Genomic DNA, 14510 nt, shown 5'->3' with positions numbered 1-14510 from the left:
TAGCGACGTGAAGGAGGGATAACTGTCAGGCCACGGAGTCGCGGTGCGCGGGAGTTGTCGCTATCGGTCGGCGATAAGAGACGTCTGCATTTTATTGCGTAATCACGCTCCTAAAAGCACACCAATATGCATGTTAATGCAGCTTTTGGAGCTTAACTACGGCGCACATACCCCTTGCCATAATGCCGTTCCATCCGCGCCTGGATCAGCTCCAGGCCCAGCGACAGCACCCAGTAAATAATCGCCGCCGTGGTCAGCATCTCGATATAGCGATAGCTCGAGCGGCCATAGGACTGCGCCAGGAACATGACCTCCCACACGCCCATCACCGAGATCAGGGACGAGTCCTTGAGCATCGAGATGAACTGGTTGGTGGTCGGCGGAATGATGGTGCGCATGGCCTGGGGCAGGGTGACGTGCCAGAAGATCACGCTGTCACGCATGCCCAGGGCGAGTGCCGCTTCACGCTGACCGTGGGCGACACCGAGGATGCCGGCGCGGAAGATTTCGCTCAAGTAAGCGCCGTAGTTCAGCGACAACGCGATGATCCCGGCGACGATGGCGCCCGGCACCAGGCCCAGTTGCGGCAGGCCGAGGTAGATCAGCAGGATCTGGATCAGCAGCGGCGTGCCGCGAAAGAACGATGCATAAAAACTGGCGATGCCAAAGGCCACGGCGCTTTTCGACAAGCGTCCCAGTGCGGTGACAAACCCCAGCACCGACGATATCCCGATCGAGCACAGGCACAAGAACAGCGTCAGCGCCGCGCCTTGCAGGAAGCCGTTGGGCGCCAGGTGCACGCCCACCAGGTTGGGCAGCTTGTCGAGGATGATCGAGAACTTCAGGTCAAAGCTCAGGAAGAAACTGGCGAACAGGCAGAACAGCGCGGCCCAGGTCAGGTAAAGCCGCGTGCGAAAGCCGAAGAGCCGCTGCAGCCGCGACTCCTTGAGCTTGGGAGGTGTGGGAAACGCAGTCATTGGCTGATGTCGGCGCCGATCCATTTTTGCGACAGCTTGCTCAGGGTGCCGTCCTGTTTCAACTGGGCAAAGACTTCACGCACCTTGGCGTCCCATTCAGCGTCGCCTTTTTCGATGGCGACCGAGTTGGGCTCGGAGTACAGCGGCTCGCCGGCCAGCTTGAAGCGCTTGTCCTCGGTCAGGCGCGGTTGAGCGGTGACCAGGTTGGTGAGGATTGCATCCAGGCGCACGCCGGCGCCCAGGCCGAGGTCTTGGAAGGCTACGTTGTCGGTGTCGTAGGGCGCGATCTGTACGTTGTCGAATGGATACTGCAACTGTGTGTCTTCGGCGCCTTCAATCACCAGGTTTTTGTTCAGGTAGCTTTCATAGCTGGAGGCGCTGGTCAGGCCGACTTTCTTGCCGCTCAGGTCCTTGGCGCTGTGGATGCGATCATCCTTGGCGTTGACCACGATCACCGCCGGCGAGGCGTAGTACTCCACCGGGAAGTCGAACACTTCGGCGCGGGCCTTGCTCGGGGTCATGGAGCAGATGCAGATGTCGTAGCGGCCACTCCAGCGGCCGGCCGCGATCACGTCCCAGGAGGGCGTCTCCAGGCGCAGCTTCACACCGAGTTTTTGCGCCACGGCCTTGGCCACGTCGACGTCGAAGCCATCGAGTTGGTTTTGCTCATTCAGGAACGAGAACGGCGGGTAGCTTTCCATCAGCACGCCCACCAGTTCTTTTTTCTTCTCAATACGGTCCAGCGTGGCACCGCCAAAGGCTTGCGTTGAAGCGGCCAGCATCGTCAGGCCCAAGGCCAGCAGCGGTTTCAATTTCATGGATCGGTACCTGAATGAAAAAAGAGTTGTTATGAAACGGATTGGACGTATTAAATAGTTATAAGAACGACTCTCATAGTGAGTTATTTTCATAAGCTTATGAGTAAAAAGCATATGGCCACAGCAACAGTAATTCTTGATGGCGGCATGGGCCGTGAACTGCAACGCCGTGGCGCGCCGTTCCGGCAGCCGGAGTGGTCAGCGTTGGCCTTGAGCGAAGCGCCCCAAGCGGTGGAGGCGGTGCATGCGGCGTACATTCAGAGTGGTGCCAACGTGATCACCAGCAACAGCTACGCGGTGGTGCCGTTCCATATCGGCGAGGCGCGGTTTGCCGAGGAGGGCGAAGCCCTGGCGGCGCTTGCCGGTGAGCTGGCAAGGCGAGCCGTAGACGCATCCGGCAAGGCCGTGCGCGTGGCAGGTTCGCTGCCGCCGCTGTTTGGTTCGTATCGCCCCGACCTGTTCGAGCCCCAGCGCGTATCCGAATTGCTGACACCGTTGGTGCGAGGTCTCGCGCCTTTTGTTGACGTGTGGCTGGCGGAAACCCAGAGCTCGATCGTTGAAGCCCGTGCGATCCACGCCGGTTTACCCGAGGACGGCAAACCGTTCTGGCTGTCGTTTACCCTCAAGGACGAAGACACCGACGACGTACCGCGCCTGCGCTCCGGCGAACCGGTGGCGGATGCGGCCGAAGCCGCGGCGCAGTTGGGTGTGCAAGTGCTGTTGTTCAACTGCAGCCAGCCGGAAGTGATCGGTGATGCCATTGACGCAGCGCGCCAGACGTTCGAGCGCCTGGGCGTGCAGATTGAGGTGGGCGCCTACGCCAATGCCTTCCCGCCGCAGCCCAAGGAAGCTACGGCCAACGATGGTCTTGACCCATTGCGTGAGGACCTGGACCCGCCGGGTTACCTGCATTGGGCAGCGGACTGGCAGGCTCGCGGTGCCAGCCATTTGGGCGGATGCTGCGGGATCGGGCCTGAGCACATTGCGGTGTTGGCCCAGAAGCTGGGGTAGTTAAGACAACACAGATCAAAAGTGTGGGAGCTGGCTTGCCTGCGATAGCCATAGGTATCTACATATCTTTAGTCATACCCTGGCGTAGCAGCTGTCGAGCCCCGGCGAGGCTGCGTCCGCGGTGTGTCAGACAGGCCGCAAACGCAGCCTCGCTGGGGCTCGACAGCTGCTACGCACTATCACAGTGAAAATGTGTAGACACTTATGCTGCGATAGCGGTGTTTCAGCAATGGATGTGTCCATTGATCCACCGCCATCGCAGGCAAGCCAGCTCCCACCTTTATCTTGTAGTGCCTGTAGGTATTAAGCCCGGCACTGCGCCAGGCTTTTCACCTGGCCTGAATCTGTCTGGTTAGTCTCGGACAACCAGGCCTCAAACCCCGCCCCAATCGCCGGCCATTCGGTATCGATGATCGAATACCATGCGGTATCCCGGTTCTGCCCCTTGACCACCATGTGCTGGCGGAACACCCCTTCAAAACTGAACCCCAAGCGCTCTGCGGCGTACTTGGAGCGGGCGTTGCCGTTATTGCACTTCCATTCCAGCCGACGATAGCCCTGCTCGAACGCATACTTGGCCAGCAGGTATACCGCTTCGGTGCTTCTCGGTGAGCGCTGCATCGGCGCGCCAAAGGTGACGTGGCCGATTTCGATACGGCCCTGGGCCGGGACGATGGACATCAGGCTGAGGATGCCTTGCACCTGACCCGTCTTGAGGTCGACCACGCTGAAGAAGTACGGCTCGTTGTGTTGAGCGTGGTTGTTCAACCAGTCATTGAACGCACTGCGCTCAGGAAAAGGCCCGTAGGGTAAATAGTCCCACAGCTTGGGATCGGCACCGGGGCCTTCAAGGGCTTGCCACACGTCATCGCCATGGCGCGCCGGGTCGAGTTTTTCCAGGCGGATAAAACGCCCTTCAAGCAGTTGCACGGTAGGCGCCGGGACGCCTTTCCAGTCGGCGAGGGAAGTGGACATGCTGCGCTCCTTAAAGACCTTTGCGAAATTGGATGAAACCAGGGCGTTCGGCGATGCGTTCGTACAGCTGGATCGCGGTGGCGTTGGTCTCGTGGGTGAGCCAGTGAACCTTACAGCAGCCGTCAGCCTTGGCGGTGGCGTAGACAAACTCGATCAGCTTGCGGCCCACGCCGGTGCCCCGTTGAGCGGGGTCTACGAGCAGGTCTTGCAGGTAGCAGGCGTTTTCGATGCTCCAATTGGAGCGGTGGTAGATGAAGTTGACCATGCCCACCGCCTTGCCGTCCTGCCAGGCCAGTGCGGAATAGGTCGGCTCGTTGGCGTCGATCAGGCGCTGCCAGGTGCTTTGGCTGACGGCGTCCGGCAGTTCGGTGTTGTAGAACTTCAGGTACGCCTGCCACAGTGGCAGCCAGGCGCCATGGTCAGCGGCGGTGACCTGGCGGATGTCGATCTGACTCATTCTGGGACTCCTTGGGGGATAAAGCGGGCGAGGGTCTGGTCGCGTACGTCGACGCTGGCGGCCAGACCCTCGCGCACGCCGGCGATGTCGGCGGCGCTGCGGTTCTGGCTGAGTTTGCGTTTACCGATCAGGCGCTCGATCGGCAACGCAAAGCCGACAATGGCCTTGAGCATGCCTTCAATGTAGTCGGCCGGGGCGTCGCTGACTTTCCACGGCTGAGCGCGGCTGCCTTCATGGCGATCGGTCAATGCACTGACCACCCCAAGCAAACGCTCGGCATCGGTAAACACCTCGGCCCTGCCGTAGGCATGCACGGCGATGTAATTCCAGGTGGGCACGACTTTGCCGTGCTCGGCCTTGGCCGGGTAAAACGACGGGCTGATATACGCCTCGGCGCCGGCGAAGATCACCAGGGCTTCGCTGCCGTTTTGCAGGTCCTTCCATTGCGGGTTGGCCTTAGCCAGGTGCCCGTAGAGTGTGCCATCAGGGCCTTCATCGGGGTTGAGCAGCAGCGGCAAATGGCTGGCTTGCAGGCCTTGCTCGCCTACGGTCACCAACTGCGCCAAGCGGGTGTGCTGGATCAATTGCTGCAATTCGGACAAGTCTTCGAGGGCAAAGGCACGGGGCGTATACATAGAAATTTTCCTTGGCGAATGCCTGCATCCTAGGCAGGCTAATGGTTCGTTGTAAGAGCCATCTAGCGCTAATTTCATAGGTCCAATATGCCGCCCATTACGCCGCCGTTGTCGTTCAACCCTGCCGGTATCGAGCTGGATCGCCGTCAAGGGCTGACGCGCCAGCTGTATGAAGCGCTGCGTCAACGCGTGCTGGACGGGCGATTGGTCAGCGGCACGCGCCTTCCCGCCAGTCGTGACTTGGCGGCTGCACTGTCGATCTCGCGCAATAGCGTGGTGCGCGCCTACGATCAGCTGTACGCAGAAGGGTTTATTGAAAGCCGAGTAGGCGATGGCACTTACGTCGCTCAATTGCCTACGGCAAAAAAACTATCCACAAAAGTATCCACAGGGTTTTCAACAGGCTTATCCCCAGCCTTATCCACAAATTGGTTGGATTTGCCGGTTAATTCCGCCAGTGAAGTTATCCACAGGCCCGCTTTGGGGCGTGTGCAAACTCACCATTTACCGGCGCCGCCTCCCGGGCCGCCACGGGCGTTTCGGGTCGGTGTTCCAGCATTCGATCTGTTTCCATTTGAGGTATGGGCCAAGCTGAATGGGGCTTTCTGGCGCAAGCCCGACTTGGCAAAACTCTGTTATGGCGATCCGGCGGGAGACGACCGCTTGCGTGGCCTGATCGCCGCGTACCTGCGCAGTTCACGGGGCATGCAGTGTTCAGCTGAACAAATTGTGATCACCAGTGGCGCGCAGCAGGCAATCAGCCTTTGTGCACAGCTGCTGGTGGAGCCCGGCGATGGCGTGGCGGTGGAAAACCCCGGCTACCGCGCCGCAGGGCATGCGTTCGCCCTGGCCGGCGGGAAGCTGCACGGTGTGCCCGTGGACGGCGAGGGCATCGATTGCCAGGTGCTCAACCGCTTGCAGGATTGCCGTGTGGCCTATGTCACGCCTTCACATCAGTATCCGTTGGGCGTGGTAATGAGCCTGGCGCGGCGCCTGGAATTGCTGGCCTGGGCCGAACGCACGGATGGCTGGATCATCGAAGACGATTACGACGGAGAGTATCGCTACAGTGGCGCGCCGCTCTCGCCGTTGGCCGCCTTGGACCGCAACGGGCGGGTGCTCTACGTCGGCACCTTTGGCAAAGTGGCCTTTCCGGCGTTGCGCCTCGGTTACCTCGTATTGCCACCGGCGTTGGTAGACGCCTTCGCCCGGCGCCGCGCCGTCGACATGCGCCACTCCGAGGTCAGCACCAGGCGGTGATGGCTGAATTCATGGCGGCCGGGCATTTCCAGCGGCACATTCGCCGCATGCGCCGGGCCGCGTTGAGCCGGCGCAATGTGTTGTTGGCGGGTTGGCCCAGCGGCCTGCCCGGTGTGGGAGAACTGCCCAGCGTTGCGGCGGGGCTGCATATGACGGTGCGTGTCGACAGCTTGGCCCGCGAGCAGCAATTGCTGGCGCAGGCACACGCGGTGGATGTCGAGGTCAACGGCTTGAGCAGCTACTGGCTGGCGCAGTCGACCACGCCTGCGGACCAACGCGCTGGTCTGGTGTTGGGGTTTGCCGCGGTGTCCGAAGCCGATATCGCCGCGGCACTGGCGCGGTTGCGCCAGGCCTGGCGATGCTGATCAGGTGCCCGATTTGATCTTGGTCCAGGCCCGCGTCCGCGCGCGTTCGGCATCACGCCCCAGCGGTTTGAGGGTGTACAGCGTGGCCATCGCCGCCTCGGTGGGGTACAGGTTTGCGTTGTTGCGAATCGCCGGGTCGACCAACTCGGTCGCATCCTTGTTCGGGTTGGGGTAGCCCACGAAATCGCTCACCGGCGCGATCACCTGGGGTTGCAGCAGGTAGTTGATAAAGGTGTAGGCGTCCTGCGGGTTTTGCGCGCCCTTGGGGATAGCGAGCATGTCGAACCAGATCGGCGCGCCTTCTTTAGGCAGGCGCATGTCCACCGTCACACCATTCTTGGCTTCCTTGGCGCGGTTGGCGGCCTGGGAGAAGCTGCCCGAGTAACCCACGGCCACGCAGATGTCGCCGTTGGCGATATCGGCCATGTACTTGGAGGAGTGGAAGTAGGTGATGTAGGGGCGGATCTTCATCAGCAGCGCTTCAGCCTTGACGTAGTCCTTGGGGTTGCTGCTGTTGGGGTCCAGGCCCAGGTGCTGCAAGGCCAGTGGCAGGATCTCCGAGGGCGAATCGAGAAAGGCTACGCCGCATTGCTTGAGCTTGCTGAGGTTTTCTTCCTTGAAGATCAGGTCCCAACTGTCTACCGGTGCGTTCGGCCCCAATGCGGCCTTGACCTTGTCGGGGTTGAAGCCGATCAGGATGGTGCCGTACATATAGGGCACGGCGAATTTGTTGCCGGGGTCGTTGGCTTCGATCAGCTTCATCAGCTTGGGGTCGAGGTGGTTCCAGTTGGGTAACTGGCTGCGGTCGAGGGGCTGGAACACACCGGCTTCGATCTGCTTGGCCAGGAACACGTTGGACGGCACTACCACGTCATAGCCGGAGTTGCCGGTGAGCAGCTTGGCTTCCAGGGCTTCGTTGGTGTCGAAGATGTCGTAGACCAGTTTGATGGTCGGGTTCTGCGCCTTGAAATCCTCAAGCGCCTTGGGGGTGATGTAGTCGAACCAGTTGTAGACCTTGAGGGTTTTTTCTTCGGCCAGGGCCGCGCCGCTCAAGAGCGTGGCGCATAAGGCGAGGGTAGTGAGCAGCTTCATCGGGTAGCTCCTTGTTCGAAACCTTCGAGCACGTTGACGGCGTTGATGCCGATTTCTTCCACCGCGTAGCCGCCTTCCATCACGAACAGCGTGGGTTTGCCAAGGCGAGCCAGGCGCCGGCCCATGGCCAAATAGTCTGGGCTGTCGAGTTTGAACTGGGAGATCGGATCGTCCTTGAACGTGTCTACGCCCAGAGACACCACGATGACGTCGGCGTCATAGCGTTCGGTTTCCTTACAGGCCTCGTCCAGCGCCGCGCTCCATTGATCCCAACCCGAACCGGCAGGCAGCGGATAGTTGAAGTTGAAGCCTTCTCCCGCGCCTTCGCCCAGCTCGTCGGCATAGCCGAGGAAGAACGGAAATTCCGCTTCCGGGTGGCCGTGGATCGAGGTGAACAGCACGTCGCTGCGCTCATAGAAAATCGATTGGGTGCCGTTGCCGTGATGGTAGTCCACGTCAATGATTGCGACCTTCTTGTGGCCCTGGTCGAGAAATGCCTGGGCCGCGATGGCGGCGTTGTTGAGGTAGCAATAACCGCCCATCAAATCGCTGGCGGCGTGATGCCCCGGCGGGCGGCACAGCGCAAAGGCACTGTGTGCGCCTTGCTGGATTGCCTGTTGCGCGGTCAGCGCCACCTGCGCCGCGCTGTACGCCGCTTGCCAGGTGCCGGCGGTGATCGGTGCGCCGCCGTCGAAGCTGTAGTAACCCAGTTGGCCGTGCAGGCTGGTCGGCAATACCCGGCGCAACGTACGGGCTGGCCAGGTATACGGCAGCAGATCGCCGTCGGTGGCGAATTCAGTCCAGCGCGCCCAGGCACCTTTGAAAAATTCCAGGTAGTCGCGGCTGTGGATACGTTGCAGCGGCGCCAGGCCGAAATCCTGCGGCGCCTGCACCGGGCCGAGTTCGCGGTCCTTGACCCGTTGTAACACGTGGTCGGCACGCGACGGCATCTCGAAACAGGGCATCAGTTGCCCATCCATCAGTTCACAGCGGCCGTGGTGCAAATGGTGATCGTCGGAATAGATCGTCAGCATTGTTGTTGTTCTCCGCAGGCTCAGTGGGATGCTGGCAGTGTTGCGGGGCGCGGGCTTCCAGAGAACGGCAGGAGCGGCCAAAAGGGGATCGAAGTGGCCAACGGGTGTGTCCGTTATTCGCCCCTTGCTTGTGCGCCCGTGCGCTGATCAAGGGCGGAAGTGACTCGGGGCCACGCCGCTCCAGCGCACGAAGGCGTGGCGAAAGCTTGCGGTCTCACTGAAACCCAGTTGCTCGGCGATGCGCCAGATCGGCAGTTGATCCTCCCCCAGCCATTGCTTGGCGCGCTCGAAGCGCAGTTCGTCGAGCAGTTCCTGGTAGCTGCACCCGAGGGCGTGCAAGTGTCGGCGCAGGGTGCGTGGTGAGCAGTTCATCTGCCCGGCCAGCCCTTCCAGGCCCGGCGCCGCATGCAGTTGCGCGCCGAGTAGGTGGCGCACGCGCCCGAGCCAGGCTTGGCGCCCGGTGAATTCGGTGTTCTGTTTACGGCAACGCTCAGCCATGGCGCGATGGGTGACGGTGTCGGCCAGGGGCAGCGGTTGATTGAGCCAGCTTCGGTTGAAGGCAAAGGCATTGGACGGCCCATTGAACTGCAGCCGGCAATCGAATGATTCGGCGTAACGGGCCTGGTAGTTCGGCGCCGCATACTCAAAACGTGCGCCCAGCAACGGCAGGGGCCTTCCTAGCAGGTCATCGCAGATCACCTTGAGCGACACCAGGCACAGTTCCACGTTGAACGCGGTCAGGGCCGGGTTTTCCCGGTAGTCGCTGGCGGTCAGCCAGATACATTCCCCATCCGCCTCCAGGCTCAGTTCGAAAAGTGTTCCCAACAGCGCCGGGTAGCGTAGCGCCAACCTCAAAGCGTCACCGAAGGTGGCACAGGTGAGCAGGGCGTAACCGAGCATGCCGTAGGCTGACACATGCATGCGCCGGCCCAGATCCAGGCCAATGTCACGTTTGCGCGCCACGGCGTTGGCGCACACCTGCATCTCCTGGAAGGTGGTGATGCGCGTGTCGGCGTGGCTCAAGTCTGCGGTGCCTATGCCGCTGCCGGCGAGCAGAGCCTCGCTGGGCAAGCCCAGGTCCTTGAAGGTCGCCAGCACCAGCGAGACGGCATTGAGGGTGGTCAGGTGTGAATGCAGCATAGGAACTCGGCGCCGGGGTATAGGGGGCAATGGAGCAAGTTGTGTGCCGCGTGCCCTGACGCGGGTTGCCGGTCAGGGTTGAGTCGCCAGCTCGGTGTTCTCGAAAAACAGCTGGCGTGCCTGTTCCAGGCTGATCTCGCTGCGGTAGAACGCGGTTTTCTGTGCATTGTTCAGGCGCGTTGGACTGTCGGCAGCGAGGCCCACGCGGTGTTCCTCCACGGTTTTGAGGCGCGCACTGAGGTATGCCTTGGCCGGAATCCAGCTGGTGCTGTAGTGAAAGTGTGCATACCAAAGCACTTGCTGGGTGCCGCGTTCGCTGATGGTGTACTCGTCCAGGTAGTCCGGACGCAGGCTTTTCACGCGGCGACGAGTCTGGGTTTTCTTGATGCTGATCGCGTTATGGCTTTTGAGCCATTGCACCGCCGCCACCGTCGGCGGGCGCTGCTTGAGCAGTTTTTCCACGTGCACGTTGCTTTGCCGGTAGAGATTTTCAGCCGCCGCATTCAGCGCTTTGTTAACCGTGCTGGCCGACAGGTTCGAGCTGCCTGTCGCATTGCTGCGGGTCAACGCCGTGTCGATGGCGGCCATGGCCTTTTCCAGTTGCAGGGCGCGGTGGTGATACAGGTGTTCGATGCCGATGGGTGTGCGGTCTGCCTGGGCGGCATGGGTTTCGGCGCGTTGCAGGAAAGCGGGCAGCGTGTCGAGCAGGTCCTGGCCGTTGACGATGCTCTGTAGCAAATCCACCACCGGTGGACTGTGGGGGGGTGTTTTCAGGCGCTCGACCCATATGCCCTGGTTTTTTTCATGGTAGGTCGCGACCACTTTATGCGTCAGCGGCGAGCGAATATCCACCAGGCCGGTTTCCTGCCCGACATCCGATAGGCGCGGTTCACCGATCAGCAAGCCACTGTAGCGGGTGCGGATGAACTTTTTCTGCGGCCGGGGCGGGGTCGGGAGCGGCGTGGGGCGGTTTTTCAGGATAGTGCGTTCGGCACTGAGCAAGGCCAGGTTGCTGATCGCACGCCGGTTGAACGCGGCAAATTGCTCGCGCAGGCCTTGGACGGGGGCCTGGATGGCGTGATCGGCGTATTGCTCGGTGAAGTCCGTCAGGCGCTCATCAAGCAACTGGAACTGTTCCACCAGGCTGCTCAAGGTGTCGATGCGTTCATCGAGGCGGCTGTCGCTGTGTTCGCGCAAGGTGTCGCGCAGGCATTGCAGGGCCACATCGGCGCTGTCGACAATCTGGTCGATGGTCTGCCAGGCTTCCGGCAGGCTGGCAAGGGTATCTTTGGGCAGGCACAGGTTGCGCGCCATGGTCACTTGCAGGGCTTTTAGATCATCGACACTGTAGGCCGGCAAAGTGCCCTGGGTCGTACTGATCAGCCGGGTGCCGTCCTTGGCCAGTTTCTGCAGTTCAGTGAAGCGGGTCTGCATGTATTCCAAGTGCGTGAGCATTTCCTGGCTCAGGGTATTCATGCGCTGGGCTTCTTCAATGTAGCGATCCTGAGGCTCGTCGGCCTGGCGTTCAATCAGGTCCAGCACCGACCGCAGCGCGGGGGTGAACTCGGTCATGGTTTCGCGGATGCCGGCGCTGGTCAGTTCGGTCTGGGCCTTGACGTAGTTGAGGGCTTTTTGCGGGTAGTCCGGTAATGGCGCATGCAGGTTCAGCTCTTTGAGGTTCTGCAAGGCACTTTCGTAGTCTTCGCTCTGGGTGTGCAGTTTTTGCAGGTATTGGCGCCGCTTGGCGGCGGTCGATGTGGAAGGGCCGGGCTCTGACATGGCCCTGTGTGCCTGCTGCAATTCATCCTGGGCCTTTTTCTTCTCGGCCTCGAAATCGCTCAACTGTTTGCGCAACATCTCGGCGCGCTTTTGCGCGAGGGTCTGGGCTTTGCTGATCAAGCGCTTGGGGCCGCCACCGCGCAGGCGCAGGCGCGTATCGACAAACCAGGCACCCAGGCGGTTGCTGATCAGCGGCGGTCCGGTGCGACCGGGGCGCTTGGGGTCGACGATAATCACGCTGTCGTTTTCATCGACGCGCACCTGGAACCAGCGCGCACCCACCAGGGCATAGTAGTCGTGACCGATCTGGCACAGATGCTGGAGGGGACCGGTGGTGCTGATGGGGTCGCCCAGGGCGGCGGGTTTTTCCACCTTGAAGCTGTCGAGTACGATGCCCAGGCGCGCAGGCGAGCGGTTCACCGCGCCGCTGGTGTGCACCGGGCGCGTATGGCTTTCGGCCAGTTGCTCGGGGGCGACAGTCGCCAGCTTGACCACCGCCGGTACGGGTTTGAGCAACGAGCGGGGTGGCGCCTGGGGCGTGCTCGCCTTACCAGTGCGGCGTGGCGCGTTACGGCTCACACAGTGCAACGCGATCGCCACGCCGAGGTTCAGCAGCAGATCGGTGAAGGCGGCCCAGGCGGCTTGTTCATCCGGTTGCTGCTGCGCATCGGCAACCGCCTGCAACTGCTCCATGATCTGCCAGATCCACGCGGCGGCGCCCACCGCACCGCCGAGAAACGGCAAGGTGCTATTGAAGATCAACCAGCCAGCGTGTTTGAAGCTGGCCCAGCGCGCCTCGACATTGGACACCGATTGCCGGTCTGCCAGCTCTACCAAGGCATTGGCGTTGGCCTTGAACAAGGCGGCGAACGGCTCGCCATTGAGCGGCGGCTCGCCTAAAACGATCGGCCCGCCCATGGTCCAGGCCTTGAGTGGGTCTACCAGGAAGTCCACCACCGCCCAAGGCGACGGCAATGCGCCGGGAAACACATAGCGGGCGTAGTCACTGCGCACGTCGTCAGGCAACCACGCCAGCACCGATTCGCGCAGGCTGGTGGATTGCTGGATGGCATACAGCAAGTTGCTGGGTGAAGGGTATTGGCTCAGGGGTTGGTCCAGCAGCGGCCGGTACAACAGGCAGGGCCCGGCTGAAGGGTCTTGCGGGGCGATCACGAACATATTCGCCACCACATCCTGCGAGTTATCCAGCCGCCGCGTGGGGGAAAACGCCAGTGGCCGTATGACGATCGGATAGCCATCCACCTGGCGGTCGGCCACCTCGTCTGCCATCACCGCGACCACGTAGCGGTAGCCACGCTCGTCGATCCCGGCTTCCCCGCGGATCTTGCATTGCAGTGCCAGCAACGGCAGTTGCACGCGCAAGTGCTGGCTGTAGAGCTGCTGGCGCTGGGCGCTGACCTGCGGGTCGTCGAGCAGTGTGGTTTTGATCAGGGCCGGGTAGGTGCGACCGATATCGACTTGGGTGATCAGGTTTTTCACATACTCAATGGTCAGCCAGTCGGGCAGGTCCTGGCCGCCTTTCGGGCGCAGTGCGCGGGAGCCCCAGGGCAGGGCGATAAGGTTTTGCAGGGCCAGGTCCACAAGGCTGAACACTGAAGTTTCAATCTGTCCAGGCACCACGAATGTGCCCCACATCACCGGGCGTTGCACCACGATGTCAAAGCGGTCGAGCATCAGGTGGGTGGCGTCGGGATGCTCCTTGAGCATCTGTGCCTGAAGCTGCTCCTGAGCGTATTGGCGGATCGGCACGATGCCATCCTGATAAGACGCCCCTGCATTGCGGTTATTGAGGGCCGCGAGGTCCTTCATATGCCGCGAATAAGCGATCAGGTCCGAGGTGGGCGCCACGCTGAGCCAAGCCGGCAAGGCCTGCTGGAACCACTGCGGACCTGGGCCCTTGCCCGCAAGCTCGGTGCTGGGCGGCGCGGCAAGCGGCGCATCGCTGGCATCGTCCAGCAGGGTGGCAAAGTCGATGGCGCCGATGGCCTTGATCTGGAGCGTCACCAGTTCGCAGGCCAGGTAGTCGAAAAAGTCCCCCTCGGGTTCGACCAGGCGCCACTGGATTTTCGTGTGGTTCTTGGACGGATCCACCCAGTCGAGGACTTGCCCGCCCAACTTGGCCAGCGAGGTGTAGCGGTGATAGCCGAGCAACGGCGAATAGGAGAGGATGATTTCCTGTTCCTGCTGTTTGCCGATCAGCACCGTGATCAAGTGATCGTCCAGGTGGTGCGCGGTGCCGTCGGGGTCCACGCCATCGATGTCCAGCACATAGGCGCGGGTGGCGTAGGAGTTTTGGCTTTTTCGATAGGCCAGGTCTGGCGCGAGGGACACCTGGCGCGCGATCAGGCAATCGTCCTTGCTCCAGCCCGGTGCCTGCTCCACGTTCCACACGCTGCGCAGCGTGTCGGCCAGCTCATACCAGTGAGCGGCGCTGCTGCCGGTGGGCTGGTTCCAGAAATCCAGTTGCCGCTGCTGATAGGCCCGCAGCATCACTGGTGCCAGCAGGTTGAGGATCCTTGCGATGTCCTGGATGCGCACCGGCAGGTGCAACGCCGGCTCGACGATGGGTTGTTGCGTGAGGAAATGTTCGCCTTCGATGTACAGGGCAGGCACCCCCGACACCGCTTGGCGCTCGAGGATATCGGTCAGTGCATGGTAGTGGGTGGGGCCGGTGAGCACCTGGTCTTCGGCGATTTTCCAGGTGGCCGTGCCGACCATGGCAATGTCGGGGTTGATGTCCAGGTGCGGGTAGCGTTCCTGCAATTGTTCGCGCAGCAGCAGGGCGGCGACTTCGCGAAAGGCGGGGCCGATGGACAGTTGGGTGAGCAGGGCGGCGGCGGCGTTGTGCCGTTGAGGGGCGGTGGAGCTGGCGGCGGGCATGGCAAGTCCTGGTGAGCGAGTGATGGCAACGCCCGAGGTCGTGCCTCGGGTGCTGCCATGCTAGAA

Annotated in this window: 10 protein-coding genes and 1 pseudogene; 2 read left to right on the top strand and 9 right to left on the bottom strand. The window is 61.7% G+C overall.

The window, feature by feature from the left end; genetic code table 11:
* Positions 1 to 152: 152 nt before the first annotated feature.
* A complete protein-coding gene (locus tag JBO08_RS13795; RefSeq protein WP_065875532.1) occupies positions 153 to 977 on the bottom strand; it encodes an amino acid ABC transporter permease in 825 nt (274 codons plus the stop codon).
* Positions 974 to 1795, bottom strand: a complete 822-nt coding sequence (locus JBO08_RS13790; RefSeq protein WP_065880313.1) for an ABC transporter substrate-binding protein — start codon at positions 1793 to 1795, stop codon at positions 974 to 976. The genes JBO08_RS13795 and JBO08_RS13790 overlap by 4 nt, the downstream gene beginning before the upstream one ends.
* A 114-nt stretch (positions 1796 to 1909) precedes the next feature.
* On the opposite strand from JBO08_RS13790, the gene JBO08_RS13785 reads away from it, so the two are divergent.
* Positions 1910 to 2806, top strand: a complete 897-nt coding sequence (locus tag JBO08_RS13785) for a homocysteine S-methyltransferase family protein (RefSeq protein WP_065880312.1) — start codon at positions 1910 to 1912, stop codon at positions 2804 to 2806.
* Between the two features lie 303 nt (positions 2807 to 3109).
* Here JBO08_RS13785 and JBO08_RS13780 read toward each other — a convergent pair whose 3' ends face one another.
* From JBO08_RS13780 to JBO08_RS13770, 3 genes are read right to left on the bottom strand one after another with little or no spacing between them, the layout of a single operon-like run.
* Positions 3110 to 3781 (bottom strand): GNAT family N-acetyltransferase, encoded by a 672-nt coding sequence (locus tag JBO08_RS13780; protein ID WP_065880311.1) that lies wholly within the window; start codon positions 3779 to 3781, stop codon positions 3110 to 3112.
* 10 nt (positions 3782 to 3791) lie between these two features.
* Positions 3792 to 4238 carry a GNAT family N-acetyltransferase gene (locus tag JBO08_RS13775; RefSeq protein ID WP_065875528.1) on the bottom strand — a complete coding sequence of 149 codons (447 nt, stop codon included), beginning with the start codon at positions 4236 to 4238 and terminating at the stop codon, positions 3792 to 3794.
* The gene (locus JBO08_RS13770) at positions 4235 to 4873 is read right to left on the bottom strand and encodes an FMN-binding negative transcriptional regulator (RefSeq protein WP_065875527.1); all 639 of its coding nucleotides are present in this window, start codon (positions 4871 to 4873) and stop codon (positions 4235 to 4237) included. The genes JBO08_RS13775 and JBO08_RS13770 overlap by 4 nt, the downstream gene beginning before the upstream one ends.
* An 87-nt stretch (positions 4874 to 4960) precedes the next feature.
* Between JBO08_RS13770 and JBO08_RS13765 the strand changes: the two are divergent.
* Positions 4961 to 6498: pseudogene (locus JBO08_RS13765) on the top strand (PLP-dependent aminotransferase family protein).
* Here JBO08_RS13765 and JBO08_RS13760 read toward each other — a convergent pair.
* From JBO08_RS13760 to JBO08_RS13745, 4 genes are all read right to left on the bottom strand, one after another.
* Positions 6499 to 7590, bottom strand: a complete 1092-nt coding sequence (locus JBO08_RS13760; RefSeq protein ID WP_065880309.1) for a polyamine ABC transporter substrate-binding protein — start codon at positions 7588 to 7590, stop codon at positions 6499 to 6501.
* Complete coding sequence (locus JBO08_RS13755; protein WP_065880308.1) at positions 7587 to 8624, bottom strand: histone deacetylase family protein; 1038 nt, start codon at positions 8622 to 8624, stop codon at positions 7587 to 7589. Before JBO08_RS13755 ends, JBO08_RS13760 begins: the two co-directional genes overlap by 4 nt.
* Positions 8625 to 8771: 147 nt before the next feature.
* Positions 8772 to 9764, bottom strand: coding sequence for an AraC family transcriptional regulator (locus tag JBO08_RS13750; protein WP_065880307.1), 993 nt, complete (start codon positions 9762 to 9764; stop codon positions 8772 to 8774).
* Positions 9765 to 9836: 72 nt separating this feature from the next.
* The gene (locus JBO08_RS13745; RefSeq protein ID WP_065880306.1) at positions 9837 to 14444 is read right to left on the bottom strand and encodes a hypothetical protein; all 4608 of its coding nucleotides are present in this window, start codon (positions 14442 to 14444) and stop codon (positions 9837 to 9839) included.
* Between the last annotated feature and the right edge of the window lie 66 nt (positions 14445 to 14510).

This window comes from Pseudomonas sp. LAP_36 (genome assembly GCF_019456785.1).
Classification (GTDB): domain Bacteria; phylum Pseudomonadota; class Gammaproteobacteria; order Pseudomonadales; family Pseudomonadaceae; genus Aquipseudomonas; species Aquipseudomonas tritici.
Note: the sequence above shows the minus strand (reverse complement) of the source record. Positions and strands in the feature narration are given on the sequence as shown.

Coding starts and splice junctions, on each gene's coding strand:
- JBO08_RS13795 (WP_065875532.1), bottom strand. CDS start 977: ATGACTGCGTTTCCCACACCTCCCAAGCTCAAGGAGTCGCGGCTGCAG.
- JBO08_RS13790 (WP_065880313.1), bottom strand. CDS start 1,795: ATGAAATTGAAACCGCTGCTGGCCTTGGGCCTGACGATGCTGGCCGCT.
- JBO08_RS13785 (WP_065880312.1), top strand. CDS start 1,910: ATGGCCACAGCAACAGTAATTCTTGATGGCGGCATGGGCCGTGAACTG.
- JBO08_RS13780 (WP_065880311.1), bottom strand. CDS start 3,781: ATGTCCACTTCCCTCGCCGACTGGAAAGGCGTCCCGGCGCCTACCGTG.
- JBO08_RS13775 (WP_065875528.1), bottom strand. CDS start 4,238: ATGAGTCAGATCGACATCCGCCAGGTCACCGCCGCTGACCATGGCGCC.
- JBO08_RS13770 (WP_065875527.1), bottom strand. CDS start 4,873: ATGTATACGCCCCGTGCCTTTGCCCTCGAAGACTTGTCCGAATTGCAG.
- JBO08_RS13760 (WP_065880309.1), bottom strand. CDS start 7,590: ATGAAGCTGCTCACTACCCTCGCCTTATGCGCCACGCTCTTGAGCGGC.
- JBO08_RS13755 (WP_065880308.1), bottom strand. CDS start 8,624: ATGCTGACGATCTATTCCGACGATCACCATTTGCACCACGGCCGCTGT.
- JBO08_RS13750 (WP_065880307.1), bottom strand. CDS start 9,764: ATGCTGCATTCACACCTGACCACCCTCAATGCCGTCTCGCTGGTGCTG.
- JBO08_RS13745 (WP_065880306.1), bottom strand. CDS start 14,444: ATGCCCGCCGCCAGCTCCACCGCCCCTCAACGGCACAACGCCGCCGCC.